Source organism: Streptomyces sp. NPDC085927, assembly GCF_044540975.1.
GTDB classification, from domain to species: Bacteria; Actinomycetota; Actinomycetes; order Streptomycetales; family Streptomycetaceae; genus Streptomyces; species Streptomyces hirsutus.
In genome coordinates this window covers 19139-45676 of sequence record NZ_JBITSN010000023.1, presented here as the reverse complement: position 1 = coordinate 45676, position 26538 = coordinate 19139, and the positions used below count along the sequence as shown (strand labels likewise).

The following is a 26538-nucleotide window of genomic DNA, read 5'->3' as shown; positions in this document are numbered from 1 at the left end:
CGGCCACGGTTCGCGGGCCTGGCGCTGGCCTTGGTCGCTGCGGCGCCGTAGGGCCGCCGGGCGGCGCGGCCCACGGCTGGCCAGTCCTACCCGCCGGCGAAACCGACGGCCGTACCGGCGAACCTGGGCGCCGCGTGCCCCCAGCCGTCGGACTGAACAAGTGTGCGTGTCTTGAGTGTTGTGATTCTGCCCTTCCACTACAGTGCGCAGCTAGTGCGAGCGACATGCGCGAGCTCGGGACCCCGACGTGTCCCGGGTCGGCCGACAACAAGGCGCCCCGAAGTGGGCTTGAGCCTCATCGTGCTGTTCCCTGTTATGCGGCTATGTTGCGAAGCCCGTGGCTGATGCCTCGAGAGCTTATTGGTGAGCCTACGCACCGTTGACCACCGAGCAGATCGGGATGAACAGCCACAGGACGGCCCTGGCAAGGCCAGCGAGACTCGTGAACGTCGGCACGGCCTCAGCAAGATCCCACGTAGGCAACGTGGTGGTCGGGCTGAGAGCCGTGTGCCCCAGGTCCGGCCACCGGAAAGGTCATCCGGACCGTTGAAGTTCAACCCATCGTTCGGCGTCAAAGTGCTGCTGGTCGTGGTGTGCGCCCTGGCCTCGATAATCGTGGCTACCGGTGCTGGAATCCTCACCTACACCACCGGGGCCTCCCTCGCCGAGGCCGTCCTCTCTGCAGGGGGCACCTTCGCGGTGTCCATGACGCTCGGACTCACGACACTGGCCGTGCTCGGTCTCGTCTGAAGACTGCCCAGGCCGGGCCTCATGACGTGGGGCTCGGCCCGGCCGCCGGCTCTCTCCTGCTATCGCCGGTAGGTGAACCACCGGGCTGTTGATGTCCGCCCAGGTCCATGCCCTGGTCCGCGACGGCACCGTTTCGGTGCCATCCCGGCCACAAGCCCAGACACTCGGGCTATGGGGTGACGTTGCGCTGCTCAAGCGCCCGTCAGGGCGGCCTCGTCGACTTGGTGAGGGCCTCCGATGGCGAGGCTGTCCAGCTCGTTCTCCGTTTCCAGCGATGAGTCGTCCCACTCCGGGCACACGGGCCCGAAATCATCGCCCATGAAGTCGACCCACAGTCCGGGCCAGGCGGGGTGGCGGTTCGTCACGGCATGTCCGCAGGCGTCGCAGCTGACCGCCGGAATGCCGTGCCGCCGCAGAATCTCGACGGCGTCGGCGTGGCCAGCTGCACGGGTATCGCTCCAGCTGACGGCTTCCTGAAGGGAAGTGAAACGGCTGGCCTCCTCCCACTGATCCTTCCACCTTTTCAGGCCCGAGGCGGGGATCCGGTACCGGTAGGCAAAGCGCGGCAGTCTCGCCCCAGAGGGGGCCGCTTCTACGACGCAGTCGACCCCTTCAAGCGGGACATCGTCCGGGAGCAGGTCAGGCAGCGCACCGGTGATCCGCTTCAGTGCGTCGTCCTGGTCGTCGCTGTGCAGCAGCCCGCTCCACAGCGCGTCCCGCGTTCCGTAGGGCACATACAGGAGTGTCTCCACCACAGGTTCGCCATCCACCAGGATCACCCGCAGCTGGTAGAGCTCGTGCTCGCTGCTGTAGACCTCCACGGTCTCGCCCCTGCCAGCCGCCTCGACGGCCGCGGTGACCGTGGGGAAGGCGCGGTAAAACCTTTCCCACTCCGGCAAGGTGTACGGCGATTCGAGCAGCTCCACGATCTCTTCGGGCACGCCCTCGTACTGCTGCGCGCGGCGCCGGCTCTCGGCGGCAGTCCTCTGGCGTCCGGCGCGCTTTTCCTTGCTGCTGGCGTTCTTCTTCTTGGACACCCGCCCACTCTTGCGCATCCTGGGTCTGGACGGGGCTTTATGGCCTACGTCAAGACCGGGCTTCGGCACGGCGGCCCGCTTTCTCACGCCGTGCGCTGCGCGGCTGCTGATTGCCCGTCGGCCTTCTGAGCGCATTCGGCTCGGGCACGCCGCAAAGCGGCGGCCCGGCTGGCAGCGGCGTCGCGACGCCGTTGGACACGGGCTGCTTCGATGGGGCTGGGCTGGTCACCGGACTCGGGGTCGGGGAACGCGCGCCGGCTGAGCTCGCGCAGGGCGCGGGTCTGCGACTCGACAGCCTCCTGGATGGCCGGGTCGACGTGCCGGTCGGGACGGACCGCCTGGTGGGCGGCGAGCGCGCGGCGGTAGCCGTCGCAAGCCATCTCGCGGGTCTTCACCGGCGCCTTCGCGTTCGATGAGCCCTCGTGGTCTGCCCCGGTGTCGCCCGGGGCAGATGCGGTGTCGCCCGGGGCCAGGACGCGCAGTTCCTTGACGGTTTCCTGGCCGGTCTTGGTGTTGATCCGGTCGATCAGCTGCCTGCCCAGCAACCGCAGCTGGGTGGCGTAGGCAGGGGAGACGGGCAGCAGGTCCAGCTGCCGGGTGGCCGGCTCGTAGTGCACCGGCTTGACCTTGCCGACCAGTTCGGGGGCGATGTCCGCCCAGCGGTCGATGACGCTGCCGGCTGCGGCCGGGGCCTCCCAGGCCCGCTCGGCCACGAGATGGTCGATCGCGGCGGCGAACGTGATCGGATCCCGTCCGCCGGTGCGACGCGACGGCCGCACGCGCCGGGTGGCGGCACCGCCTCCGGCCGCATCGGCCGACCGGGTCTTCGCTGCTGCCCGCGCGACCTGCAGCGCCACCCGGGCCAGGTCGACACCCGAGAGGGCGGGGGCCAGGTCCTCGCTCATGCGTACTCCTCCCAGGGGCGGTCGATGACCAGGTGGCCGGTGCCGCGCACCCGCTGGACCAGGTCGGCGATATCGGCGCTGAACACGTAGCGCGCGTAGTCCTCGCCGTAGGCGGCAGCGATCGAGGTGACCAGCGAGGGGTCCTTCTGCGCGGCCGCACGCATGTCGATCAGCTCGTGCTCCGACAGCTCCGGCGGCGCGGCGGGGACGTCGTCGGTGGTGAGCGTGTACAGCAGCTGCGCGGGCGGCTGGTCGTGCCGGCGGACCTGCGCGGCCGCCTCACGGAAGAGACGGGCCGCGAACTGGCTCGAGGGACCACCGGAGCCTTCCCATTCGGCGTGCCGGGCCTGCTCAGCGCGGCGGGAGGCCCGGTATGCCTCCACCGCGCGGGCGCGGCCTTCAGCGGTCGGCCACAGCCGCACGGCGCCGTCCAGGCGCTGCGCGAGGAATCCGGACGGGCGCAGCACCTGCTCCGGGGCGTCTTCCAGGTCCAGCCAGGCGATCACCTCGTCCGCGGTCCACCCGGCGTCGGCGACCTCCCGCACGATCCAGGCGATCCGCGGCCGCGCAGCCTTCGCCAGCCACGGCACCCGGCAGATCAGCTCCCCGGTCAGCTGGAAGCGGCGACCGACGCAGTTCAGCTTCCGGCGTCCACCGGGCTTCGCCTTGGACTTCTTTAGGGTGGGGGACTTGCGTTTCCCGCTGGCGAGCTTGCTCTCAGGGGGGAGGGAAGTATCACCCGCAGTAGAAGACGCTGAGGTACCAACCTGCATTGGGGTGCAACGGACCTCATCCGAAACAGCCGTCACACCCCCCTGCTCAGCACCCCTCACTAAGGCCTTCGCCGGGACCTTCGACGACGTCTTCGAGCGCGGCTTGCGCACCTTCCGCGACGCCTTCTTCGCCAGCTTCGCCATCAGCTCCCGGCCGGCCTCCGCGATCCCGGACACCGCCCGCGTGTACGCCGGAGCGTCCTCATCGCGCTGCACCGTGCGGATCCCCAGCGCGGCATCGAACTCCACCGGGATCATCCGCGCGAACTCCGACGCCAGTGCGGGGCCGCCGGACACCCGCGTGCCCTTGACGATCCACGCGAGTAGCCCGGCCTCTCGCAGCATCCCCAGGTGGTACTCCACCGACCGCTCCGCCATGCCGGTGCGGCGCATCAGGTACTCGACCCCCGGACGGCACGGAAAGAGCTGCGCGAGCTCCTGGGCGACGCGCACGGTCGTCGCACCGAAGCTGCGCGGCCCGTGCGACCGGTGCCGCCGCGGCTTGTAGAGCCCGGACCCGGCCACCCAGTGGACCGCCTGCATCCAGGAGTAGCTATCGCCCGCGATCCGGCCCGTCGACGTCGACAGCCACTGCGACGCCTCCGGCACGAACAGCACAGGCAGCACGACCACCGCGTCGACGTCGTCGACCGACGGACGCGGAGAAGGGAGCAGCACAGCGGCCGGTGCCGCCACGCCGCTCACCGGCCCACCGCCACGGCAGGAGCCGCGAATACCGCCTGAGTCGCCATCGAGCCGGTGTACACGCCAAAGCGGACACCTCCCTTTCGGGGCAGAACACGCGCTTCATCATCCATCCGGCGAACCTGCACCGAACGACCTGTGGACAGAGTCCGGCGACCGGCGTCGAAGCTGTGGACAGCGGAGAGACGACGAGAGAGGCCTGGCAGGAGCGCATCCCCGGCGGCCGCCAGGAGCTCACTCCAAGGCTCATCATGACTAAAGCCGTGAACTGCGCAAACAGGGTGTGCGAATCCCATCACGCGGGAAGTGCTGATGGGTCGAACCAGCGTGAATCGGACACGGTCGAGCTGACAAGAAGACGGGAAGTCGTGCACTATGGCGGGGACACCAACTTTCATATGCGAGCCGGACCACCCCGCGACGCGGGGCGGGCCGACGAGTGGATGGAAGGCACCAAGCCCCCTCCGGGAGGAGCGGGCGCGGTCCCAACCGAAACGCCGAGAGGTGGGTCGGAAGGGGGGAGATTTCTCCTCTCCTCTGGGTGGTGGTGGACCGCAGGGCCCTCGTCAAAGAGCCCCGCGGTTTGGGCGGGTGCCGACCGTTGTCAGCGGTCGGGGTCTTGCTCGGGTAATGCGCTGGCCCTGTCAAAGGCCGGGGTGTTGCTGGTGGCCCTTGTCGAAGGGGCCGACCCGCTTGTCGAAGGCGGGGTTACTGAGAAGGAAGTGGCTCGATGAGCCGAAGCTTGGAACCGGTGTCATGCCCGGGACCGAGCAGCCGAGCCGGGGTGTCAATCCCGCTCGGTGCGAAGGGCCGCGCGAGGCCGAAGCGGATTGTCAGTCCGCAGAGTGGCGCGCGCGGCCGATGACCTAGGTCATCCCGACCCCCTCGATTCCGAAGGTGGAGTCGGCCTGCCGGAAAGCGCACCTGAAGGCGTGATCGCGACGATGGAACGGCGCAGATGCGTGTGAAGTTCTATGGGTGCGGGTAGTCTTCATCCCGCGATCACCTCCCAACCAGGTGCTCGCCCAAACGGAGCTTCGCCCCGTTCGAGAGCCCCCAGTGGACCAGGCCCGGTCCCGGGGGCTTTCGCCGTTGTCGATCACTTCTGCGCACAGCCTAACTGCATAACCGGCCAGAACTGCGGGGCGAATTCGCGCAGCATGCAAGGCCAACCCGTCTGACGGGAAGCGCGCGGGAAACTGCCCGCCGTACGGGAAAGTCACTGTCCACCCCGCAGTTCACGAAGATGGGTGACGAACTCCTGCGCCTCCGAGGCGTGCCCGTAGTGTGTCTGGAGGGCCTGACCGAGGTCGGCGGCCACCATCGCGAGCGAGGGCAGAGACTTCCGCTCCCCGGTCAGGGCCCGCTCCCCGTAGGCGAGCGCAGTGTCCAGGTCGCCCTCACGTGCGGCGACCACGCCGAGCGTGACGCGGGCTTCCGCGATCCGCATGGGCGACCGCTCCGTCCCGTCGAAATCCGTGCTGGCCCGGATGACTTCATTGGCCAGCTGCTCCGCGAGTCGGTTCTCGCCTGACTTCCTGAGCGCGTCCATGCGGTAGAAGTCGTATTTCGCGGGGTCGACGACGAAATGGTTCTCGATGTTCTCGGGATACGGGAGCCGTTCCAGGATCTGGCGGCCTTGGTCGAGTGCGACCTCGGTCTGCGACCGGTCGCCCAACCTCGCCCACGCCTTGGCCTTTTGAGCGTACAGCTGCGCGGCGACGCTTTCGTTCGGCGCCACGGCGATGCCGGTCTCCGCGGCCGCGATGACGCCGCGGTAGTCGCCCCGCGTCAGCGCGAACCAAGCCCTCATCTCGTGCGCCCAGCCCTGCACGCTGAGCTCCCCGGCCTCTTGACCGAGCATCAGCGCGGCCTGCCGGGTCGCCTCCGCGTCGCGGGGGCGGCCGGAGTCGTACTCGACACAGCCCACCAGGAGCGACAGCTTCCCGGCGAGCGCGATGATCTCGCGGTGCTGTGCCAGGCTGACCCGCTGGTGCTGGAGGCCGACGACGCGGGCGAGCCACGCCTTGCCCTCCAGGAGCAGCTGGTCGGCGGGCATGTACGCGTATTCGCAGCACAGCCGGTCCGCCGTGATCCGCAGCGCGTCCAGCGTCGCGACGTCCACGTCCGAGGCTCGCAGCCGCGCGATGATGTCCACCGTGTCCATGCCGCTGACCTGCAAGATCTCCGCGCGGCCGTCGCGCCGGCTGCGCTCGGGGAAGAAGGCGCCCGTCGTCGTACCGAAGGTCTGAGCGATTGCTGACCGGTACTTCGTCGGCTGAGCCTCGCCCGCCTCCCATCGCTTCCACTGGCGCAGCAGGTCCTGTTCGCTCACGACCTGGTTGTCTGGGAGCCGAACCATCAGTGCACGCACCGCGTCGGTTTGCGACCAGCCCCGAGCAGCACGCTCATCCACCATCCGGCGAGCCCAGTCAGGACGCTCGTCAACCATCGCGATCCCCTTCCCCGTACGGTCCAGCGGCGCAGCCTGCGCCCCGACAGGGTGATGCCCGCGGAGCGGAAGCCGGCCCTTCTGCGGCCGAGCATGGCACGGCCTCTTGATCGCGCGGAGGTGACAAGTGGTGGTGACATTCCGAATGTCACCGGCCGATGTCACTTTCCGCAGTCGCAGGACCCGAGCACGGTCATGGTCATCAAGTGCCAGGTGCTGCGTGTGGGGGGTAGGAGTCAATGGGGGCCGCCATCCATGGGAGGACTTGCACGGCGGAGCGCGGCCAGCACGGTCTTTGGGTGACCGTTGTACAGGATGTGCGGCTCATCAGCGGTTGGCGGGCGGAAGCGGCCCGCGTGCCTGAGAAGGTCTTCCTCGCTGAACTCGATGCTGTTCGCGTCGGCCAGCGACTGCTCGTTGCGCTTCCGGATTCGGTCCCAGCGCACCTCATGCGGCACTGGCAAGTAGATGAGAACAGGCTCGCCGCCGGCCTCCATCACAGTTGCTGCCCATTGGGCTCGCTCTTCCGGAGTCCAAAAGCCGTGGTCGACCACGGTGTCGTGTCCGGCCGCCAGGAGGTCCTGGAGTTCAAGGGCGATGTCCTTGAGTACGGGCGCCTCCCGGACCCTGAACTCGCCGCGGGGGAAGTCCCTGCCGTAGTGGCCGTAGCGGCGGAACATCTCCTCATCAGGGCACAGGCGCCGGAAGCCGGCCTTCTCCAGGGCGCGGGCGAGGGTTGTCTTGCCGGAGCCCTGGAGACCGGACATGAGGATCGCGCGAGGCGCGGGGTCCGGTCGGCCAGACAAAGCGGCGGAGATACGCGTGATCTCGAATCGTCCTTCCAGCGTGAGGGTGTCGGTGTGCTCGGCTCGAAGAAGCTGGCTGAGGCGGGTTTCGAGGCAGGAGACGAGCGTGTCGTCGAGGGCGACGACGTTCCGTGTGGTCACCGCTGCATTTCTGACGTCGTGCGACGGGTGCGGCCCGGGGCGCCCAAGTCCACGCCGTACTCCAGCAGCTCGCCGTCGGCGTCCAGGAAGCGCGCGGTCAACACAAGGATTGCCGCGACGGTGGCGGCCTCCAGCTCCAAGAGCTCGAGGTCGCGCTTTGTCGCGATGCGAGCAGTCTCCTCATCCACGCGCTTAACGACGTGCCGTCCGGTAGCCCGAGCGATCAAGTCGAGCGACAGCCCGCCCTTGAGCCGCTCGCTCCGCGCCAACTCGGGGACGGCCTGGGCGAACTCCGCCGGGATCCATGACGTGGAGTGGGAGACGATCCCATGACCGTCCCGGTAGACACGGCTGCGGCGAATCACGTCGTCACCAGGCGAAATGCCAAACACATGAGCGACGTCCTCAGGAGCCGCCACTATGCCGGCGGTGTGGCCGGAGGATTTCTCTCCAACGCCCCACGACGACTGAGTCTTGCTGCTGCGGTCGTGGCGTTCCGCTCCGGAGGAGAGCGAGATGGGACGCGCCGTCACCTCGGTGCCGACACCCGGGATGCCCCGCACCAGCCTCTCTTCGCGCAGCAGCCTCATCGCCCGGTCCGCGGTAGCGGTGCTGACCTCCCACTCGGCAGCCAGCGTCTTGATGCTGGGCAGGAGGTCACCCGGCGAGAGCTCCCCAGAGCTGATCAAGTCGCGGTAGTGGCCCGCGATGCGCGCGTATGGCGGCCGATTGTCGGCTCGGGGTGGCCCTGACATGTGCCTTCGCCTCCTTCGGATTCCCTCTGGGTGCCTCACTATACCGCTTGACACCTGAGGGTACCTGATGCAACCTGATGTAAGGTGTCGGTGATCCTCCGGGAGCACCGAGTAAGCACCATCGCAAGACCGCAATAGTCGTCCGCCCTTCGGGGCGGCCGGGGTAGTCCTCAGCTCGCTGAGGACGCGAGAGCACCATCGAACTCCCCCGGAGCCTGACGGCCGCGACAACTGCGTGCACGTCGCAGCGCTGTGCGCTGTCTGTCCTGCGGGACGCCGGCCTTGAACCGGGCGGCCCGGAGGGCGGAGAGAGCATCGCGACCCGCGCCCCTGCCGCTCCGTCTGTGAGGAGTCCAGATGTCTGCTTCGACCCTTGAGCGCACCGCCCGTCCCCGCTGGAGCCGGACCCGCTCCCGCACCGTCAACGCCCGCCCTGCCCTGACCCTCTCCACTCTCAAGCCCCACCAGTTCGACCTGCGCCCGGCCTGTGCGTCGCTGATCTGCCCCGACTGCAAGACGTGGGTGCCGATCACCGGCCTCCAGACCAGCAAGCCCAAGCTCGTGCCGCACGACACCGGCCGTGCGGGCAAGGACGCGGCCGTCCGCTGCCGCCTGGGCAGCAACCGCCTGGTCACCGTCGACGTCACGGTCAAGAAGTGGCAGGAGCGCCTGGAGGACGGCCACGCGGAGACCGGCCACCGCCGCTCGACCACCGTGCTGCGCAAGCCGAAGACCGCGGTCGCCCCGGCCGTCAGCCAGATCGCCGCGCAGAAGCAGGCATCGGCGGATGACGAGCCCGGCAACGGCCGCCCCCTGTGGCTGCTGCGCGAGATGAAGTGGGCGTCGACCGAGTCCGCGGTCCGCGACGCCGACACCCGCCGCACGCAGCTGCCAGGCGGCGACGCACCGCTGGGTGCGCCCCGGGTGCCGCTCAAGACGCTGCACCCCGAGCGCCCCGCGAACTGACCCGCTCCGGACGAACGACCACGGCCCCGGCCACCCCGCAGAGGGGAGGCCGGGGCCGTGGCTGCTCGTACAAGCAGTCAGCTCCCCGAGTAGGGAGCGATCGCGACAGCCCTTGGGATTGCGGCCCGGGAGCTGTCCAGGACCTGACTGGAGGACCTGATGCAGCACAGCATGACACGCACCGCGGCGCAGCCGCGGGCGGGGATCATCGACGACATCGAGCGCGAGGACGACGACCAGGGCTACGAGCCCGAGGACGCCGCCCGCGTTGACGTCGCCCTGGTCCTCTTCTCCACCGTCGCGCCGGTGCTGGCCGGTTGGGAGGTGGCGGCGTGATCACCAGCCTCACCGACGCCGAACGCGAGGCGCTCTCGCAGAAGAACCGGGAGCAGAACAAGAGGTCGGAGGCCAACCGCCGATGAGCGCCCGGCCGACCGACGACCTATTCGTCCGCTACATGCGCGCGTTCCAGGACTCCACCGAGCACACCGCCGCGTGCCCGGCCTGCCAGGGCGAGACGCCGTGTGCCGAGGGGGTGCCGATCCACGATCGGTTCGCCCGCCTCCAGGACGCCTACAACGCACGTCAGAAGCAGCGTTGATTCCGGCCCTGCCCGTCGTCCCCGCGCCGTCCCGGCCGGGGCCGGCGGAGAGCGCCGGGAGCTTCCGCCCGCTCCGGCCGTCCGGCCGCCGCACACGCAACAGCCCCAGGGTGGCCGCCCCGGGGCTGTCTCCTGCACTGGACCTTCTGGGAGGCCCTGATGAATCGCAACTCCATCGTACGCACCCCGTACTACGGCGCCGTCTCAACCGCGGCCGCGCCCGAGCGTCCCCGCGCGGCCTGCGCCGATGAGGCCCCAGAGCTGTTCTTCCCGATCGGGGACAGCGGCCCGGCCCTGCTCCAGGAGGAAGAGGCCAAGGCTGTCTGCCGTCGCTGCCCGCTGATGGAGCCCTGCCTCCAGGGCGCGCTGGAGCGCGGCGAGGCCGCCGGGGTGTGGGGCGGGCTGTCCGAGAAGGAGCGCCGTTCCCTCAAGCGCCGCGCCGCCCGCCAGCGCACTGCCTGATCCGTTCTGGCGGCTGCCTGATCCGCCCGCACCGACCCGCTGCACCACGGCGGCCGGGACGGGCGGTGACGGGGAGCCGGACAGCCCGGACCGACAGTCGAGGGAGGCCACATGGCCACGACGATGACCCCGCTCCAGCCCGGCACGGAAGCCGCCGCCCAGGCCGCCGCTTTCGCGATCTTCGGCAGCGACATCCCGCCGATCGAGCCGGAGGACTACAGCGGCAGCTGGCGCACCACCCTCCACGTCATCGCGGAGGAATGGGTGGGCGAGGGCCGCTTCGAACGGCACGCCGCCCGCACCGCGACCGCGCTCAACGCGCTGTTCGCCACGCAGCAGCGGTACGGCGTCGGCTCGCCCGAGACGCGCTCCGACAGCGACAGGCTCCAGCCGCTGATCGACCGGTGCCGCCACTTCGGCATCACCACCGCCGACCTCATCCGGCACGGCGCGCGGTTCCCCGAGAGCTGATTTCGTTCCCGCCCGGCGGGAGCGGCAGGCAGTTTCGGGCCCGCCCCGCAGCGCTCCCCCGCACCGGCCGCCCGCCCCTCGGGAGGCCGGCCTTTCCGTGTGCCCGAAGCGGGTAGTGCCGGTGCCAGTTTCGTGATCAACCGTCCGCACCGGCCGCCGTTTCGGGAACGCACCCCTCGCGTTTCGGGAGCACCGGCCGCCGTTTCGACCCCGCCCTGAACGACCCCTTCCGGAGGCCCCCATGACGATCACTGACGTGCCGCAGACCGCGGCTCCCGACACCCCCGCTTCGCACCCGCCGGGCCTGGCTTCGGGCGCACCCGAGAAGGTTTCGGGTACGGCCCGGGGCGTTTCGAGTCCGGACAAGCGGAAGACGATCAAGCCCACCCGCGACCGGCTGATGACCGCCCTGTCCCTCGTCGCCGCCTTCGGCGGCACGCTGGTCGGCGTCATCGGCTTCGCGATGTCCTACAGCACCCTGGCCAAGGTCGCCCTGAGCTGGGGGTTCAGCAAGGAACTGGCCCCCTGGTTCCCGGTCGGCGTCGACGCCAGCATCATCGCGTTCCTCGCGCTGGACCTGTACCTGATCCGCAAGGGCACCCCGTGGCCGCTCCTGCGGATGGCCGCGCACGCCATGACGGGCGCGACGATCTGGTTCAACGCCAGTTCACAGGGCCACATCGGCACCGATCCGGTCCAGGCCGCCAGCCACGGCGTCATGCCGATCCTGTTCGTGATCGGCGTCGAGGCCGCCCGCCGCCTGATCATCCAAAAGGCCAGGCTGGAGGCGGGAACGGTCACCGACCGGATCCCGCTGCACCGCTGGATCCTCTCCCCCATCGCAACCCCGCGGTTCTACCGCCGGATGCGGCTGCACAACGTCACCTCCTACCCGGAGATGATCCGGCGCCAGCAGGACCTCATCGCCTACGAGCAGTGGCTCAAGCGCAAGTACGACGGCGACCTGGGCAAGGCCAGTGAGGATGAGCGGCTGCCGATGAAGATGGCCGCCTACGGCTACACCGTCTCCGAGGCCCTCGCGATGCCTGAGCAGCAGGAACGCGAGGCGGAGGCCCGCGCGGAGGAAGCCGAGCGCCGGCGCCTGGACGCGGAGACGCGCCAGGAGCTCGCGCGCAAGCAGGCCGAAGCCGACCGGCTGGAGGCGGAGGGCAAGCTCGAAGCCGTCCGCGCCCGGGTGGAGGGCGAGACCGGCCAGGCCCGCGCCCACGCCAAAGCCCAGGTCAGCGCCGCAGAGCGGGCCGCTGCGCTGGAGGAGGCCGCGCTGGAGACGGCGGTCATCGCCGAAGCCCGCGCCCGTGAGGCGGAGGCGGAGCGCAAGGCCGCCCAGGAGCGCGAGGCCAAGGCCGCTGCGGATGTCCGCGCGGCGGAGCTGGAGCGCCAAGCGGCGGAGAAGCGGAAGGAAGCTGCGGAGGCCGACCGGGTCGCCGCGGCGGAGGCTCAGGCCATCGAGACGGCGGAGATCGCGGAGGCCCGGCAGCGTGCTGCCGAAGCCGATCGGGTCGCTGCCGAAACGGAGAAGGCCGCTGCCGAAACCCGCCGCCGCGCCGCCGAAGCCGACCGGCTCGCGGCGCAGGAGAACGAGCGCAAGGCGACCGCCGACGCGAACACGCAGGCGGCCCGCAAGCGTGAAGCCGAAACCGAGTACGCCGCTGCCGAAAGGCGGCTCGCCGCCGCCGAAGTCGAGCGGCGCGCGGCCGAAATTGAGGACGCCGCGAAGCTGAAGCCGCGCGAGCGGGCGCTCCGCAAGGTCGTGCGCATGGCGCTCGCGGCCGGCGCGGTGTTCGTCGGCCTGGACGCCGACGGGATCCAGCGGGAGCTGTGCCGGGTCGTCTCGATCGCCGACGTCCAGCGCGAGTTCGACGTGTCGTCGACCGACACCGCCTCCAAGTACCGCCAGGAGGCAGCCGAGCTGCTCGCCAACGGATACCGCCCGGAGCAGTGACCTGCACAAACGAGCCTTTCGACGGTTCCACCGGCCCCCGAGACGAAGTCAGCGCCTCGGGAGCGCGGTGAAGGCGCCGAAACGCCACGACAAAGCCTCCCAGATCACCCCCGCCCCGAGAAGGAGAACCCCACCTCATGGATATCAACGCACTGTTCACGGATGAGGGCCTGCGGGCCTTCACCGCGACCGTCCGCGACCAGCACGTTCGCGACGCCCAGCAGTACGGGCAGATCGCCGACATCGTGCGCCGGCGCCTGGAGCAGACGCCGATCGACGGTGACCGCTGGATGGCCAAGAAGATCCGCGCCTGGAAGGTGTCGCGGCAGCTCAAGGCCATGCAGAAGGCGTCCGGCGAGGCCGCGAGCAAGGCGGAGGCCCTGTACGCGACCTACAAGAACGAGGTCCTGGAGCTCCCCCAGCGCAGGGCCGCGGCGGAGGCCCGGAAGCTGGAGCGCAAGTCCGGCCGTCAGGCCGCCCTGGGGACCGCCGTCGCCAAGTCCCTGGACAAGACGGTGACCTCGCTGAACGCCCCGGTCGACCAGGTGCCGGGCGCGGCCGGGCAGGCGAGGCCGGCGGAGTTCGTGGCCGCCGACAACCCCTGGCAGCAGTGGCCGATGGCGGCCGGCGGTGAGCGGCCGACCGCCTCGATCAACGACTACTTCCCGAAGGGAGAGCAGGGTTGAGCACGCCTCGGCAGACGCAAAACCGCGCGAAGCACTGGAACGCGCGGATCGCGGAAGCCACGACCGAGAAGGAGCGGGCCGGGGTCTGGTACGACGCGTGCCGGACCCTGGCCATCAAGGCCGAACGCGAGGGTCGTCCCGAGGTGTGGCGCAAGCTCACCGAGGAGCTGCACGACTTCTTCAAGCGCAACGGAGGGTGACGAAGTTCTTCTTCATCACCGCCTCTTCCTCGCCGCCTGGAGCACCCCAAGGCGCGCGCGTGTCGTGCGCGCGAGAGGGTGCCCCAGGCGGTGACCGTCTGTCAACTCCGAGAGGGAGACGTCATGGCCGACGACGACGGCTCGAACAACCTGATCCACTTCCCCCGCGTGGGCTACACCGCCCCTGCCGAACCCCCCGCGGAACCCCCTGCTTCGGCTCCGGTCGACGTGCCGTTCGCCGCCCCCGCAGACACCTCTCCGGTCACCCCCGAAGCGTTTGCACCCGCGACACGAACCGACCCGATGGACGTCATCGCGGCCCTGCCCGAGCCCGGTCTCGGCACCCCGTTCTCCGGCGACTCGGAGCCCGCCGCTGCGCCCGCCGCGACCCCTGCGACGGGCGGCGCGATGGTCCCGGCGACCTTCCGCTCGGAGGGTGCGCAGCCCGCCGCGCCGCGCCTGGGTTCGCTGTCCCTGGCGGCGATCCTCGCGGTGTCCCTGGCGGCCATGCGCGGCATCCACTCCGCCGTCGCGGCGGGCCGGGCCAACCGGGAGCAGCGCGAAGCGGTCGCGAAGACCGCGAGCACCGCCAAGGACGGCCCCGGCGGGAGCGGTTCGAAGAAGCAGGTGCAGCCCAGCCACGAGTACGGCCGCAAGACGCTCCAGCGCGGTCCTGGCGGCCCGGGAGGCCGCTCGGGCGGCTCGGGAGGCCGGGGGCGCGGCGGGTCGACGACCCGGTCGCCCAGCGGCTCTGGCGGTTCTGGCGGCGGCTCGCGGGGCGGGCGCGGCGGCGGTTCGGGCTCCGGGCCCGGCCGCTCCAACTCCGGTTCCGGCGGCGAGGGCGGCTCGGGCGTCACACCGCTCAAGCGCACCTCGCAGGGCGGCGGCGTGAACCTCAAGAAGAACCGCGGCCCCGGATCGTCCGGCGGCTCGGGCGGTTCGGGAGGCTCCGGCGGCGGCAAAGGCCCGAGCAACAGCGGCGGCGGTGGCGGCAGGAAGAACCGCGGCCCCGGCAGCACCGGGGCCGGGGCCAGCGGTTCGTCCGACGGTCCGGGCAAGAAGCGCGGACCGGGCTCCGGGACGGGTACCGACAAGACGACCGGCCCCGGCACCAAGAGCTCCGGCAAGGGCACGGGGGCGGGCGGGAAGACCACGCCCGGAACCACCAGCTCGAAGGGCCCCGGCACCGGCAAGGGCACGACGACCGGTCCCAAGAGCGGCACCAAGAAGTCGCCGCGCGGCACGACCGGCCCGTCCGGGATCCTGCGTAAGAAGCCCGGCACCACCACCTCCGGCACCGGCCCGAAGACGAAGCCGAAGGGGAAGGGCAGCAGCGGCGCGGGCACCACGGCGCCCGGCAGCAAGCGCGGCGGCGGGAAGAAGGGCAAGACCCGCTCCGGCAAGGGCGGCACGATCCCGGCCCCGGTGCCCAAGGCGCCGGGCGGCAAGTCCCGCAAGGGCAAGAAGGTCAAGCTCACGCCCGGCATCGCGCACGGCACCATGGCGGCGTCGGACTCCTACGGCTGCCGCTGCCGCAAGTGCCGGCGCTTCGACCGCGAGTACGGCAAGAAGATGGACGCGGCCCGCAAGTCCGCCGAACGGGGCCGGACCACCTTCGGCGAGGCGGTGCACGAGACCGCTGAGAAGCGGCTCAAGCGCCGCCGCAAGAAGATGCGGCCGCCCGTCGTCACGAAGGTCAAGGTCAAGAAGCCGAAGAAGAAGACCGGCCCGAAGACCAAGACCACCAAGCCCGCCGGTCCGGCCGCGAAGGCGCCGGTCGGTCCGGCCGCGGGGGTACCGACCCGCCGTACCCCCTGGTCCACGGCCAAGGCGCGGGCCCGCAAGCGCGCCCGGATGCGCACCACCACGGTCCCGGGCCCGCGTCCGGCGCCGACGCCCGGCCCGGTCACACGGCCCGGCCCCGCCGCTCCGACCGGCCCGATGCCCGCCCCGGCCACTGCGGTCGCCGGTGCCGCCACTGCCTCGACCCCGCCGGGCGGCGGAACGGTGCCGGGCACCGGCACCCCGCGCCTGTCGCCGTTCGAGGCGATGGGCATGGCGACGGCGGCGTCCGCTCCGGCCGGTCCGATCACGGTGGAGCGGGCCGACTCCCCGACATCCGGCCCGGCGACGTCCGGCGCGGGGCTCCCCGCCAGCACCTCGACCTCGAGCACGAAGGAGAACAGCGTGAGTGACGCCTGGCTGACGAAATGGGGCAGCGGCAGCGTCGCGGACATGGACGCCCAGCACCAGACCGAGGTCACCCTCGACGACACGCTCGACGTCCTGGAGGAGCTCACCGGGCAGTCGTTCAAGGCGCACGAGACCTGCCGCAACCTCTCCCAGAAGGCGCGACAGATTCGGCACGAGCTGGACGAACTCGCCGCCGACCTGCGCTCCACCCACAACGTCATCGGCCGGATGACCGGTGCCGCGATGGCGAAGCTGGCGGAGTCCATGGAGGTCCTGGCCCGCAAGGCCGACGAGATGTCCACCAAATCCCTGACGGCCGCGGAGCTCTCCGAGAGCGCGGAGAACGCGATGTTCGACGCCTACCGGCCCCTCGTGCAGGCCACCGAGGACATGGGCCTGGCCGTGCCCGCCGCCCGCGTTCACAACGAGAACTGAGAGGAGATCACGTGAGCGACAACCTCCCCGCCATCCCGGGCATGAACAACGGCGTGGCCAGCAGCACCGGCAGCGCCAGCACGGGCAACGGCTTCCTCGCCCTGGCCGGCCGGACCGCCAAGCTCGCGGCCTCCGCCCTCTTCCTCAAGGAGGGCATGCACCTGCTCCGCTCGCACATGCAGGCCAACGCCGGTGCGGCCATGCGCCTGTCGGAGATGTGCGGCCAGGCCGAAGTTGAGCCCCGCTTCACCTCGATGATCGAGGACGTCTCCACCTCCCTGACCGGGGTCGCGGAGGCGTCCGGCGAGATGGTCAACGCGGCCGACGCCGTCGACACCGATGCCCGCGGCTTCAACTCCGCGCACGACCGCGAGTACCGCCCCGGCTACGAAGCCTCCAACGGCTCCGGAGTCCGGCAGGCCAAGCCCGGCTTCTACCGGCGCACCGGCCGCCGCAGCTGAACAACCCCTCACCCCGCAGCAGCAGGGGCCGCACCCGGACCGCCGGGTGCGGCCCCTGCTGCTGCCTGCCCTTGAACGGAGGCAGTGTTGAGCACCATCGACCAGGCGGCGCCGGCCGCCGACACCACCAAGCGCGTCCCGGGCCACGTCATCTACCGGCGCGTCCTGGCCGAACGCACCTCCTACGCCCTCGCGGCGGCCGGGATGGCCGTCGGCCCGCAGCTGGACGACAGCGCCTGGTCCTACCTCGCCTCCGGCGGGATCGGACTGGGCACCCTCGCCTGGCTGTACGCAAAGACCAAGGACCCCGACCAGGGCCTGAGCGTCCTGACCCGGGCGCAGCGCGCGATCCCGTTCCTGACGGCCGCCGGCACCTACGTGGCGAACCTGATCACCCCCGGCTTCAACTGGTGGGAGGTCGTCGCCCCGGCCGCGTGGGCGTCCCTGATGGGATGGATGGTGCCGCTCACCCGCAGCGCCGGCCTGGTCCTAGAGCTCGCCGAGCACCAGGCGCAGCACGGCGCCGGACCCGGGGAACCGCTGACCTACACCGAGTTCCTCGCCGTGAAGTGGCAGCAGGCCACCGGCGACGGCACCCGGCTGGTGTCCATCACCCCGTTCCGCGCCGACCGGCCCGACTTCGAGGCCATCGTCGTCGCCCAGGCCGGGAAGGCGGTGCCCACCTTCACCGAGGTGCAGCTCGCCGCCGCGTTCGACTTCCCGGTCGGCACCGTGAAAATCCGCCCGATCCAGGGATCCGGGCCCGGCCGGATGCGGCTGGTCGCCCGCCCCACCTCCGAGGACGTCGAAGCCGTCGCCGAAGGCATCCGCGGCCTGTGGGAGACCGCGGTCGCCGCCCCGGGCAAGGCCGCCCCCGGTGTCGAGCTGCTCGACTACCGGGCCGAACCGCACCGCATCGTGCTGCTGGTCGCCTCCCCGCCCGGCAAGGAGATCCACCTGCCGCACACGGCGATCTGCTCCGCCTTCGGCATCGACGACCCCTCCCGGCTCGTCATCGAGACCGACGGCATCCGCCAGGGCGTCGTCTCCATCTACAAGACGAACCCGCTGATGAAGGTCCGCAAGGCCACCGTCGAAGACCTGACGATGGACTCCAAGGGCCGCGTCACCATCGGCGTCTGCCACGACGGCAAGCCCGCCCGGATGCGGTTGTGGGACCCGAGCCAGGGCGCGCTGCGCGGCATCACCGCCGGCGTCACCGGCGCGGGCAAGTCCGTCCTGCAGAACCTGATCCTCGCCGCGGAGAAGCGCTCCGGCGTCGTCTCCTGGGTCGGCGACGTCCAGGGCGGCATGTCGCTGCCCGAGGCGGAGGGCCGGGTCGACTGGTTCGCCAAGGGCCCGGTCGAGACGCTCCTGATGCTCACGGCCGCGCACGCGGTCATGAAGTACCGCGAGCGGATCTCTAACGAGATGGGCCGCGGCGACTTCGCCCTGAACAAGCCGTGGCCGCTCATCAACATCACGCTGGATGAGATCAACCGGCTGCTGTCCCACCCGGACGAAGCGATGCGCAAGGCCACCGCCTACCTCATCGCCGACATCCAGAAGACCGGCCGCAAGGTCGGCATCGGCATCCGGCTCGCCGTGCAGTCCCTGCACCTCAAGGACCTCGGTGACGACGACGCGATCCGCCAGCAGGGCAAGGTCGGCGCGCTGTTCCTCATGCGCACCGCCTCCTCCTCCACCAAGGAGATGGGCCTGGACGGCATCGCCCCGGCCGGTTTCCAGATGGAGAACATCCCCGCCCGGATCTACGAGAACGGGCAGATCGAGGCGCTGTTCTCCGGCAAGGACGACGAGGACGGCGAGTCCACCGCGGGCATGGCGTACATGTTCCTCGACGGGCGCGCCAAGTTCATGCGCACGTTCTTCGCCCAGAAGGTCGACGGCGTCTACCCCGACCTGATCGCCCTGTACGGCGACGAGCCGCCCACCGGGCTGACCGAGGGCGAGGCCAAGGCCGCGCAGGCCGGGGCCGCGATCTACGGCGTGCGGCACACCAACCCGTACGCCGACTGCGACACCCTCGCCCAGGCGTTCTCCGACGTCCCGGGCAGCACCCCGGCGGCCGGCGCCCCGGCCCCGGACGCCGACGGCGGAGACGGCGGAGACGGCGATGAGGCGCCCGCCGCGTTCGAGGCGCCGTTCGGCATCCCGTTCGGCGACGGCGGCCCCGACATCGGGGAGGAGCCCGGCCTCCAGGACCAGATCCTCGACCTACTCGCCGACGGGCCCAAGAGCCTCAAGCAGCTGCGCGAGGCCCTGCCCAGCTTCCAGCCCTCCAGCGTCAGCAACGCCTGCACCCAGCTCAAGGCGAAGGGCCTGGCCAAGTCGCTCAAGCGCGGCCACTGGCAGCTCGCCGACAGCTGACCCGCACCCACCACCCACTCACCGAAGGAAACCGATCCCCGTGGCCCTGTCGATCTCCCTGGTCCTCCTGCTCGGCATCATCGTCGTCATCCTGGTGCGCACCGGCTACCAGCGGATCATGCCGGGCATCGCCGTCTGCCTGTTCGGCTTCTTCCTCGCCAGCACCGGCATCGCCCCCACGATCACCAGCGCCGTGTCCTCCCTCACCGGATGGATCAGCAGCTTCTGACCACCCCGGCCTCGTCCCTGCCGAACGAGAAGGAGAACACCCCGATGAACCGTCCCCTGGTCGTCGACGACGCCACCGACATCCTCGCGGCCAGCCCCGAGGCCCGCGCCCTGGTCGCCGACCTCCTGCGCACCGGCCGCCAGGGCGGCCTGGTGGTCCGCTCCAAGACCCGCCGGCCGTTGCAGTACCCGACGCCGGCCGCGCTCGAGGACGCCGCCGACCAGCAGTAGCCCCGCCCGCCCTCTCTCGCCCCCCCTGCGCCCTCCCTGTCACCACGGCGGGGAGGGCGCCCCGCGTCTGCCCCGAAACGGAGATCACCGTGGACTTCGAGCCCATCACCCGCCCGCTCGCCGACGACGAAGCCAAGGCCGAAGCCGAGCGGATCATCGCCCGGTCCTTCCAGCCCGAGATGCCGCCCGTGCGGCACATCCCGACGTCGTTCCGCGACGACACCCCGCTGCCCGCCTACGGCGACACCCCACCCGTCCATCAGGACGACAAGCAGATCGTCCCCGCGTGGGCGGCCGGGATCGCGGTGGCCTCCATCGGCGTCGGCGCCGGCATCACCGGCGTCGGCTGCGGTGCCTGGCTGGTCCTCCAGGGCCTGGCCTCCGTCACGCTCTACGGCGTCCTCATGGTCACCCTGCCGTTCGCCGGCGTCGCGATGGTCGCCACCGCGATCGGCGGCGCGTTCAGCAAGGCCCGCAGGTCGGTGTCCAAGACGGTCTACGAGGGCCCGGTCGTGCAGAACACGCAGATCAACAACACCAGCAGCCAGCGCGGGATGTTCTCCCACACCCGCAACGACGTCCGCTGAACTCCGGGCGCCCTGCCTCGTATCCGACACCTCGCCCACCGGGCCGGGGCTTCGGGTGCGGGACAGGCCGTCCGGCCTCGCGGTCAGTCGTAGTCGATCCAGATCCGGCCGTGCTCATCGACCTCGGCACCCCGGATCTGCCCGTCGACGATCGCGCCATTGATCGTCACCTCGACGTCGTAGTCCACGTCGATCCACAGCACACCGTCGTCGTCGGTGAACGCGGGCCAGATCTGCCCGTCCGTGTCCACGACCTCTTCGAAGACGACTTCCTCCGGCTCATCGCGGGTGAACCACCCCACCGCAGCCGCCCCCTCTCTTCAACCCCGTCGCTCACAGCTTGGCCCACTCACACGCTCCGTGAACCCCGCATCGACACCTTGGAGTTGCCCCGTGCCGTCCAACGACAACACCCCCCGCGCCGACCACCAGGAGCTCGCCTACCTCCCCGTGCCCTTCCCGAAGGCCCCGCCCAAGGAGCCGCGGTTCGCCGCACTGCGCACCTGGTGGCAGAAGGCATGGAAGGAAGACGGCGTCCTGCACGCGATGTGGGAGGACGCCCTCAGCGCCCCCACCGACGGCTTCCGGTACATGGCCCCCTGGCTCCGGGCCGTCCTGATGGTGGCCGGAGTGTCCTTCGTCGTGCTGATGGCCAAGGCCGCCGGCGAAGTCGTCCTCCAGGGGCTGCACCATCTGCTCACCGCCGTGCCCAAGGTGCAGGTCGGCGTCGACACCTCCAGCGGCGTGTTCGCCGTCGTCGACCAGCCGGTGCGCACCTACATCGCGCAGCACTCCGCCGGTCTCCCGGTCGAAGCCTCCACCGTCTACACGCTGTGGCTGCTCACCGGCATCACCGGCCTGGTCCTCGGCTACCTCTCCCGGAACAACGGGGTGCGGGCGATGTGGGCGGGGTGGGGCACGGCCTCCGTGTTCATGGTCTGGACGGCGACCCCGGCCACCAGCAGCCCCATCGCGGTCGGCCTCGCGGTCCTCGCCTGGACGGTCCTGTCCGCGTTCGCGATGCGCGGCCTGACCCTGCGCCGCCGCGTCGGCCGTCCGGCCCGCCCGGCGAGGGTCTCCGTCAAGCCCGAGATCCACGTCCACGTGCCCGCCCCGGCCCCGGCCCCGGCCGTCGAACAGCACCCGCACAGCGGCTGCCCGTTCCGGGACTGACCTTCCGGTCGCTCCGCCTGGTCCTCGCCCACCCCGCTCGCGGGTGGGCGAGGGCTGGACAGGCCGACCGGCCACTTCGCACCGCGCTCCGCGCTCCGCCGACACCAGCACGACGTCGGCGGGGCGCGGTGCTTGCTGTCCACCGACACCAGGAGGAACCGCTCGTGCTCATCCCCCGCCCGCGCCGCCGGATCGGCCGGCCCCGCCCGCAGCGTCCCGGTCCCCGCTACCCGCTGCCTCAGCGCCGGTTGCCCGGTATCTGGAGCAGGTGATGGCCGACCAGGACCAGGACCTGGTCGACGTCGACCCGTACGACCTCGGCGACGGCTCCTTACCGGTCTTCCGGTGGAAGCAGGCCGGGCGCGACAACCTCGCCACCCGCCGCCAGCTGCGGGAGATGGGGCTGCGCCCCGGCGGCCAGGAGCCCGTCGCCCGGGGCGAAGCCGAAGCACCCGATGACCCTCGCGGAAGCACTCCTACGGCTCTTCGCCCCACTTGGCCTGGTTGGCCATCTCCATAAAACTTCCTGCATATCGACTCCAGTCGCGCCTCATGTCCTCGACTCTGCTTCTTTGCTTCATGAATGGGATCTCGTCCTCCATTCGCGCCCAGGACAGCAGAAGCAAACTGAGAACTTGTGATGTCTCCTCATCGCGCTCCATGGCCTCCACTATTGATTTCCCCATGGGGTGCGTAGTGTTTAGTGACACGACGAGCTTCCCGGAAACGCTCTTGACGGAAAACATTTCAGGGCCCGTCCAGGCGGAAAACAGGAGCATTGCGCTGACGCCCTGATACGTAGAGTCCTCGTCTTCTACAGGATCCGGACCCGCTGTCGCCTCGTCGGCTGGATCTTCCTGAGGCTGGGGCCGCACGCTCGTCGCGGATTCGGACTCTGGAGCAACAAGTGGAGCAGGAGTGGGAGCTTTCGGAGATGAATCGGACTGATGCCCAGGCCAAGGGCGATTCAAAGCATCGTCCAAGATCCCCACCAGGGGTGGCTCTGAGCCGTTCTCGCCATAATGTGCGGCCACCCACAGGGGGCGAAATCGTTCGAGTTCGGCCTTGACAGATTCAGATCTACCCAGGGTCAGTAGCGCCGCCGCCATTGCTTCAAGCCTCAGCCAGGCTGGGAAGCTCTTGCCTTTGAGTATGTTTGCCACAGATTGATGAGAGATTGCGTCTCGAACGAATTCCAAATCTGCGGCAGTCGAACTAATCTTGCGCGTTCCTGGGCATCCCGCATTGCGATAGATTACATGCACTGCTTCAAGAAGAGTGCGATGAGGGCCGCGTGGCAGTTCAGATACGGACGGCATCGAGATTCTTCGAGGTCTCCCGGGCACTAATCCCCCTTGCTTGTCGTGTCAGCTCACGTCCCCATGAGCTTCTCTATGACTGCCTGCGCTATGCCACCTGCGATAGCCGAGCACACGGCGATGAATGCCGTGCTGATGAGTCCGTAACTCTTTCGCTCTCGATTAGCGGAGCCTTCTGATCCCTGGTCCAGATCGTCGTCCATGCATTAATTCTCAGCAGCTCCTCTGGCCGGAAGAGCAACAGTGGACGCAAGTTGACAAAACTTTACACACGGCCAACGTTCGTGGGTGCTAGTTCAGAGAAGGCGCCTTCCACCTCGACAACTCCTGGAACCACGGCTGGGAGACTGTCGCCGCGCTCATCGCCATGGCCAAGGCCACCACCCGGTGACCGGCCCGCGCCGTACGCGCATCGAACGCGTCCGCGCCGCGGCCGGGATCGCCTCGCTGGCCCTCCAGCAGATCGAGGACGACCTCAGCGCCAACGACGTCGACCAAGCGGAGCTCGTCGCGATCCTGTACGAGCTCATCGAGGACACCGACCCGCCCGGCGGCTTACTCGCGGCCGTGGCGCAGCTGCTCACCGCCGCGCGCCGTGCCGAGCAGATCGAGCCCGACCGCGACGGAGACGCCTCCTGCCCGCTGCACGAGGCCGCCGCCCTGATCACCGACGACGCCGGGCAGCGCCTGATCTGGTCTGCCCGCGCCCTTCACGCGCAAGGATCCAGCTGATGGCGAGCGCGAAGGCGACGAACCCGCCCCGGGGGCAGTGCAGGCAGTGCTGGTTCCACGCATACGTCAGCCGCGAGGCGCACGCCGGGCTCGGGCCGCGCGAGGACTGCCCGCAGTGCGTGGACCACATGAAGAACGGCCACCCCCACCACATGATCGTCCGCTGACGGCGCGCGCAAAGCCGTCCTGTTCACCCACCAAGCCGGGCAGCGCCTCCACCGAGCTGCCCGGCACCCTCACCCCTCAAGGAGCCCGTATGACCGCGCCGTACTACCCGCAGTTGCCCAAGAACGGCCTGGTCGTCCTCATCGGCCCTGCCGGGGCCGGGAAGACCACCATCGCGAACACCTGGCCCGCCTCGCAGGTCCTGTCTCTGGACGCGCTGCGCGAGACGGTCAGCGACGACGCGGGCGACCAGGACGCCACCGGCGACGCGGTCGCCGCCCTGCACCTGCTCCTGGAAGCGAGGATGCGCCGGCGGCTGTTCACGGTCATCGACGCAACCAACGTCACCAAGGCCACCAGGGAGCCGCTGGTCGCCGCTGCCAAGCGGCACAACATGCTCCCCATCGCGCTCCTGGTCGCCACCCCCGGCACGGTGTGCGTGGGCCGGCAGAGCGCGCGGCCGGCCAACCGCCGCGTGCCGGAGGAAGTGGTCATCCGGCAGCGCAAGGACATGGTCGACTCACAGCGCCGCGGCCTCAAGGCGGAAGGCTTCACCGAGGTCGCCTACTCCGAGAGCCTCTACCGGCTGCTGCCGTTCCTGGAGCGCCTGAGCGGGGCCCGGCAGGCCGACCTCGGCCTGGACGGCAGCGACGGCCTCGGCGACCTGAACCTCGTGGCCCGGATATTCGGCGAGGAGATCGTGCCGCTGTGGCAGTGGAAGCCCGGCTCGAACGTCGCCGGCGGCGACCGCGTCGCGGAGATCCGCCTCGGTCAGCAGTACCTCACCCTCGCCCTGCGCACCGACGTGGACGGCGAGGGCGACGTCGGGTTCGACGTGCTGGTGCCGTGCCCGCACGACGACGAATGCGACGGCTACGCCTGGGTGCCCGCCTACAGCGTCACCTGCCTGTTCCGCGCGCTCAACGGCGACCTGGACGACGACGAGGACATCGTCTGCACCGTCCACGGCCCCAACAACGGCGACGACCAGGACGACGACCCCGAAGGCCGCGCCGACCTCGAAGAACAGGCCCTCGAAGCGATCCGAGGCTGACGGACCCTCCGTGCTGCCCCGGCCCCGGCCCACCGCCGGGGCCGGGGCGGTCGCGGTGGTCCCTCAACCGCCGCGATCACGAGAGGAGACGGACGTCATGACCCTGCCCTACTTCGAGGTCAACGTCCCCATACGGAGCACCGAGACCCCCGGCCTGGAAGGCGTGCACGTCTTCACCGGCCAGGCCGACAGCCGTAGCGCCGCCATCAAGGCCGCGCACGAGGTCTACGACGCGGCACGCGCCGCGGCGGAGGCCGGACTCGAGATTCCCCACGGGCGCCCGGACGGCTGGGGCGCCTGCGGATACCGGCTCGGCTGGGAGCTCGACTGGCCCGCCGCGAAGGCCGGCCCCTGGAGGAGCCCGTACAGCTGGCTCAACTCCAGCCCCTTCGAGCTGTAGCTCTGCCCCGGGACAGGCGTCCAGGCGTGGAAACCGTCGCCTGCCCCGGGCCCACCCACCCCGTACGAGACGAGAGGGAGATCCTCAGTATGGACTCCGTCCTGCACCACCGCGGCCGAATCGGCTCGCGCACCCTCCTTCTGACGACCGCCGCCGTGCCGCTGACCGGCTGGGCGGTGCACGCCGTCGCGCTGCACAAGCGGCTCGCCGCCACGCAGAAGGACCCGCTGACCGGGCTCTTGCGCCGCGACGCCTACACCGCCCGCGCCCGCCGGATCCTTGCCCGGCACGGCGACAGCGTGACCGTGGTCATGGTCGACGCCGACCACTTCAAGCAGATCAACGACACGGCCGGACACCCGGGCGGGGACGCCGTGCTCGCCGCTTTCGGCGCCCGGATCACCGCGTGGGCGGGCCCGCGCGCCGCTGCGGGCCGCCTCGGAGGCGATGAGTTCGCGGTCGTACTGGAGCTGCCCGCCGGCCGTCGCGAGCAGCGCCTCGCGCAGCTGGTCCAGATGCTGCACACGCCGGTCACCCTGGACGACGGCCGCACCCTCAAGGTCGCCGCCTCGGTCGGCGCCGCGGCCGCCGACGTCCTCGGCATCCGCGACCTGACCGGCCTGCAGAGGGCGGCCGACACCGCGCTGTACGACGGCAAGCACTCCGGCCGCGCGGTCCTCGCCACTGCCGCGCACACCACGGTCCCGTCCATCAACGGACGCCGGGCGGGCAGGCCGGGCACGGCCGTGTGGGGGCGGGCCGCATGAGCACCGCGACCCTGCCCGAGGGCGACTGGATCCGCGGCATCAGCATCCGGCAGCCGTACGCGGCCTGCATCCTCGCCGGGGCCAAGACGGTGGAGAACCGTCCCGGCCGGTGGCGGACCGGCTGGGTGCTGCTGCACACGAGCAAGACTATCGACCGGCCCACCCTGCGGAGTCCGCTGATCGGCCGCACGATCCGCGACCGCCAGCTGGTCACCGGCGCCGTGGTCGGCATCGCCCGGATCACCGACTGTCATCAGGACCCCGACGGTGCGCCGCCCTGCTCGGAGTGGGCGCACCCGGGCGCCTGGCACCTGGTGCTCGACGACGTCCAGGAGCTCCCCCTGCCCGTCCCCGCGCGCGGGCAGGTCGTGCCCTGGAAGCCGACGCCGGACCTGCTGGAGCGCGTGTTCCAGCAGCTGCCCGCCTTCCGGCCATGACCCGCAGGGGACGCACGAAGGAGAAGCCGCCGTTCGAGCCGAACCTGATCCCGGCTCCCGGCGAGCTTCTCGTCTGGCGCGACGGCCAGCACTTCGACCGCTGGCAGGACATCCCCTGCACGCTGTGCGGCCAGCCCACGCCCATGCGCTCCCACTCCGGCGAGCCCGTGCACAAGGCATGCGCGGAGGACTGGATCACCGCCAACCCCGTTGAGGCCCGCCTCGGGCGGTTCGCCTCCGACCTCACGCCGAAGCCCACGTCCAAGGGCCAAGGCGACCACGCCTGACCTCC

General features: G+C 70.5%; 31 protein-coding genes. 23 read left to right on the top strand and 8 right to left on the bottom strand.

Annotated features, from left to right (window positions below):
* The first annotated feature begins 546 nt into the window (after positions 1 to 546).
* A complete protein-coding gene (locus ACIF80_RS34920) occupies positions 547 to 750 on the top strand; it encodes a hypothetical protein (protein WP_399812336.1) in 204 nt (67 codons plus the stop codon).
* Between the two features lie 191 nt (positions 751 to 941).
* Here the strand turns inward: ACIF80_RS34920 and ACIF80_RS34915 are convergent, their stop codons facing one another.
* The 6 genes from ACIF80_RS34915 to ACIF80_RS34890 all read right to left on the bottom strand — a co-directional run bounded on the left by ACIF80_RS34915 (position 942) and on the right by ACIF80_RS34890 (position 8324).
* Entirely contained in the window at positions 942 to 1787 is an 846-nt protein-coding gene (locus ACIF80_RS34915; RefSeq protein ID WP_399812333.1) for a hypothetical protein, read from the bottom strand.
* A gap of 83 nt (positions 1788 to 1870) precedes the next feature.
* A complete protein-coding gene (locus tag ACIF80_RS34910) occupies positions 1871 to 2692 on the bottom strand; it encodes a DciA family protein (RefSeq protein ID WP_399812330.1) in 822 nt (273 codons plus the stop codon).
* The gene (locus ACIF80_RS34905) at positions 2689 to 4170 is read right to left on the bottom strand and encodes a transcriptional regulator (protein WP_399812327.1); all 1482 of its coding nucleotides are present in this window, start codon (positions 4168 to 4170) and stop codon (positions 2689 to 2691) included. The genes ACIF80_RS34910 and ACIF80_RS34905 overlap by 4 nt, the downstream gene beginning before the upstream one ends.
* A gap of 1219 nt (positions 4171 to 5389) precedes the next feature.
* Positions 5390 to 6505, bottom strand: a complete 1116-nt coding sequence (locus ACIF80_RS34900; protein ID WP_399812325.1) for an XRE family transcriptional regulator — start codon at positions 6503 to 6505, stop codon at positions 5390 to 5392.
* Positions 6506 to 6858: 353 nt separating this feature from the next.
* Complete coding sequence (locus ACIF80_RS34895) at positions 6859 to 7569, bottom strand: AAA family ATPase (RefSeq protein WP_399812323.1); 711 nt, start codon at positions 7567 to 7569, stop codon at positions 6859 to 6861.
* Complete coding sequence (locus ACIF80_RS34890) at positions 7566 to 8324, bottom strand: GntR family transcriptional regulator (protein ID WP_399812321.1); 759 nt, start codon at positions 8322 to 8324, stop codon at positions 7566 to 7568. Before ACIF80_RS34890 ends, ACIF80_RS34895 begins: the two co-directional genes overlap by 4 nt.
* A gap of 357 nt (positions 8325 to 8681) precedes the next feature.
* Here ACIF80_RS34890 and ACIF80_RS34885 point away from each other — a divergent pair, with 357 nt between their 5' ends.
* The 14 genes from ACIF80_RS34885 (at position 8682) to ACIF80_RS34820 (ending at position 20199) form a co-directional block, all read left to right on the top strand.
* Positions 8682 to 9290 carry a hypothetical protein gene (locus ACIF80_RS34885; protein ID WP_399812319.1) on the top strand — a complete coding sequence of 203 codons (609 nt, stop codon included), beginning with the start codon at positions 8682 to 8684 and terminating at the stop codon, positions 9288 to 9290.
* Positions 9291 to 9461: 171 nt separating this feature from the next.
* A complete protein-coding gene (locus ACIF80_RS34880) occupies positions 9462 to 9626 on the top strand; it encodes a hypothetical protein (RefSeq protein ID WP_199846142.1) in 165 nt (54 codons plus the stop codon).
* Positions 9627 to 9708: 82 nt separating this feature from the next.
* Positions 9709 to 9891 (top strand): hypothetical protein, encoded by a 183-nt coding sequence (locus ACIF80_RS34875; protein WP_065001274.1) that lies wholly within the window; start codon positions 9709 to 9711, stop codon positions 9889 to 9891.
* A 159-nt stretch (positions 9892 to 10050) separates the two neighbouring features.
* Positions 10051 to 10353: a WhiB family transcriptional regulator gene (locus tag ACIF80_RS34870; RefSeq protein WP_399812316.1), complete on the top strand. Its 303-nt coding sequence runs from the start codon at positions 10051 to 10053 to the stop codon at positions 10351 to 10353.
* A gap of 111 nt (positions 10354 to 10464) precedes the next feature.
* Complete coding sequence (locus ACIF80_RS34865) at positions 10465 to 10824, top strand: hypothetical protein (RefSeq protein ID WP_399812313.1); 360 nt, start codon at positions 10465 to 10467, stop codon at positions 10822 to 10824.
* Positions 10825 to 11065: 241 nt separating this feature from the next.
* Positions 11066 to 12787 (top strand): DUF2637 domain-containing protein, encoded by a 1722-nt coding sequence (locus tag ACIF80_RS34860; protein ID WP_399812311.1) that lies wholly within the window; start codon positions 11066 to 11068, stop codon positions 12785 to 12787.
* A gap of 137 nt (positions 12788 to 12924) precedes the next feature.
* On the top strand, positions 12925 to 13473 hold the full coding sequence (locus tag ACIF80_RS34855; protein WP_399812309.1) for a hypothetical protein: 549 nt from the start codon (positions 12925 to 12927) through the stop codon (positions 13471 to 13473).
* Positions 13470 to 13673 (top strand): hypothetical protein, encoded by a 204-nt coding sequence (locus ACIF80_RS34850; RefSeq protein WP_037970934.1) that lies wholly within the window; start codon positions 13470 to 13472, stop codon positions 13671 to 13673. The genes ACIF80_RS34855 and ACIF80_RS34850 overlap by 4 nt, the downstream gene beginning before the upstream one ends.
* Before the next feature lie 123 nt (positions 13674 to 13796).
* A complete protein-coding gene (locus ACIF80_RS34845) occupies positions 13797 to 16301 on the top strand; it encodes a hypothetical protein (protein ID WP_399812307.1) in 2505 nt (834 codons plus the stop codon).
* Between the two features lie 11 nt (positions 16302 to 16312).
* Positions 16313 to 16762 (top strand): conjugal transfer protein TraB, encoded by a 450-nt coding sequence (locus tag ACIF80_RS34840; RefSeq protein WP_399812305.1) that lies wholly within the window; start codon positions 16313 to 16315, stop codon positions 16760 to 16762.
* Between the two features lie 87 nt (positions 16763 to 16849).
* A complete protein-coding gene (locus tag ACIF80_RS34835; protein ID WP_399812303.1) occupies positions 16850 to 19153 on the top strand; it encodes a hypothetical protein in 2304 nt (767 codons plus the stop codon).
* A gap of 40 nt (positions 19154 to 19193) precedes the next feature.
* Positions 19194 to 19382 carry a hypothetical protein gene (locus ACIF80_RS34830; protein WP_029380917.1) on the top strand — a complete coding sequence of 63 codons (189 nt, stop codon included), beginning with the start codon at positions 19194 to 19196 and terminating at the stop codon, positions 19380 to 19382.
* A complete protein-coding gene (locus ACIF80_RS34825) occupies positions 19364 to 19612 on the top strand; it encodes a hypothetical protein (RefSeq protein WP_399812301.1) in 249 nt (82 codons plus the stop codon). The genes ACIF80_RS34830 and ACIF80_RS34825 overlap by 19 nt, the downstream gene beginning before the upstream one ends.
* An 89-nt stretch (positions 19613 to 19701) precedes the next feature.
* On the top strand, positions 19702 to 20199 hold the full coding sequence (locus ACIF80_RS34820; RefSeq protein WP_399812299.1) for a hypothetical protein: 498 nt from the start codon (positions 19702 to 19704) through the stop codon (positions 20197 to 20199).
* Positions 20200 to 20282: 83 nt separating this feature from the next.
* On the opposite strand, the gene ACIF80_RS34815 is transcribed toward ACIF80_RS34820, so the two are convergent.
* Positions 20283 to 20501 carry a hypothetical protein gene (locus tag ACIF80_RS34815; RefSeq protein WP_164441989.1) on the bottom strand — a complete coding sequence of 73 codons (219 nt, stop codon included), beginning with the start codon at positions 20499 to 20501 and terminating at the stop codon, positions 20283 to 20285.
* 91 nt (positions 20502 to 20592) lie between these two features.
* Between ACIF80_RS34815 and ACIF80_RS34810 the strand changes: the two genes are divergently transcribed.
* Positions 20593 to 21372, top strand: coding sequence for a hypothetical protein (locus ACIF80_RS34810; protein ID WP_399812297.1), 780 nt, complete (start codon positions 20593 to 20595; stop codon positions 21370 to 21372).
* Between the two features lie 476 nt (positions 21373 to 21848).
* Here ACIF80_RS34810 and ACIF80_RS34805 read toward each other — a convergent pair whose 3' ends face one another.
* Positions 21849 to 22535 (bottom strand): hypothetical protein, encoded by a 687-nt coding sequence (locus tag ACIF80_RS34805; RefSeq protein WP_399812295.1) that lies wholly within the window; start codon positions 22533 to 22535, stop codon positions 21849 to 21851.
* 543 nt (positions 22536 to 23078) lie between these two features.
* Between ACIF80_RS34805 and ACIF80_RS34800 the strand changes: the two genes are divergently transcribed.
* From ACIF80_RS34800 to ACIF80_RS34770, 7 genes are all read left to right on the top strand, one after another.
* Positions 23079 to 23423 carry a hypothetical protein gene (locus tag ACIF80_RS34800; protein ID WP_399812293.1) on the top strand — a complete coding sequence of 115 codons (345 nt, stop codon included), beginning with the start codon at positions 23079 to 23081 and terminating at the stop codon, positions 23421 to 23423.
* Positions 23423 to 23590 carry a pRL2-8 gene (locus ACIF80_RS34795; RefSeq protein ID WP_399812290.1) on the top strand — a complete coding sequence of 56 codons (168 nt, stop codon included), beginning with the start codon at positions 23423 to 23425 and terminating at the stop codon, positions 23588 to 23590. The genes ACIF80_RS34800 and ACIF80_RS34795 overlap by 1 nt, the downstream gene beginning before the upstream one ends.
* A gap of 89 nt (positions 23591 to 23679) precedes the next feature.
* Positions 23680 to 24642 (top strand): AAA family ATPase, encoded by a 963-nt coding sequence (locus ACIF80_RS34790; RefSeq protein ID WP_399812288.1) that lies wholly within the window; start codon positions 23680 to 23682, stop codon positions 24640 to 24642.
* 97 nt (positions 24643 to 24739) lie between these two features.
* Entirely contained in the window at positions 24740 to 25042 is a 303-nt protein-coding gene (locus tag ACIF80_RS34785; RefSeq protein ID WP_399812286.1) for a hypothetical protein, read from the top strand.
* 89 nt (positions 25043 to 25131) lie between these two features.
* Entirely contained in the window at positions 25132 to 25809 is a 678-nt protein-coding gene (locus ACIF80_RS34780; protein WP_399812283.1) for a GGDEF domain-containing protein, read from the top strand.
* Positions 25806 to 26246 carry a hypothetical protein gene (locus tag ACIF80_RS34775; RefSeq protein WP_399812281.1) on the top strand — a complete coding sequence of 147 codons (441 nt, stop codon included), beginning with the start codon at positions 25806 to 25808 and terminating at the stop codon, positions 26244 to 26246. Before ACIF80_RS34780 ends, ACIF80_RS34775 begins: the two co-directional genes overlap by 4 nt.
* Complete coding sequence (locus ACIF80_RS34770; RefSeq protein ID WP_399812278.1) at positions 26243 to 26533, top strand: hypothetical protein; 291 nt, start codon at positions 26243 to 26245, stop codon at positions 26531 to 26533. The genes ACIF80_RS34775 and ACIF80_RS34770 overlap by 4 nt, the downstream gene beginning before the upstream one ends.
* Positions 26534 to 26538 lie beyond the last annotated feature (5 nt).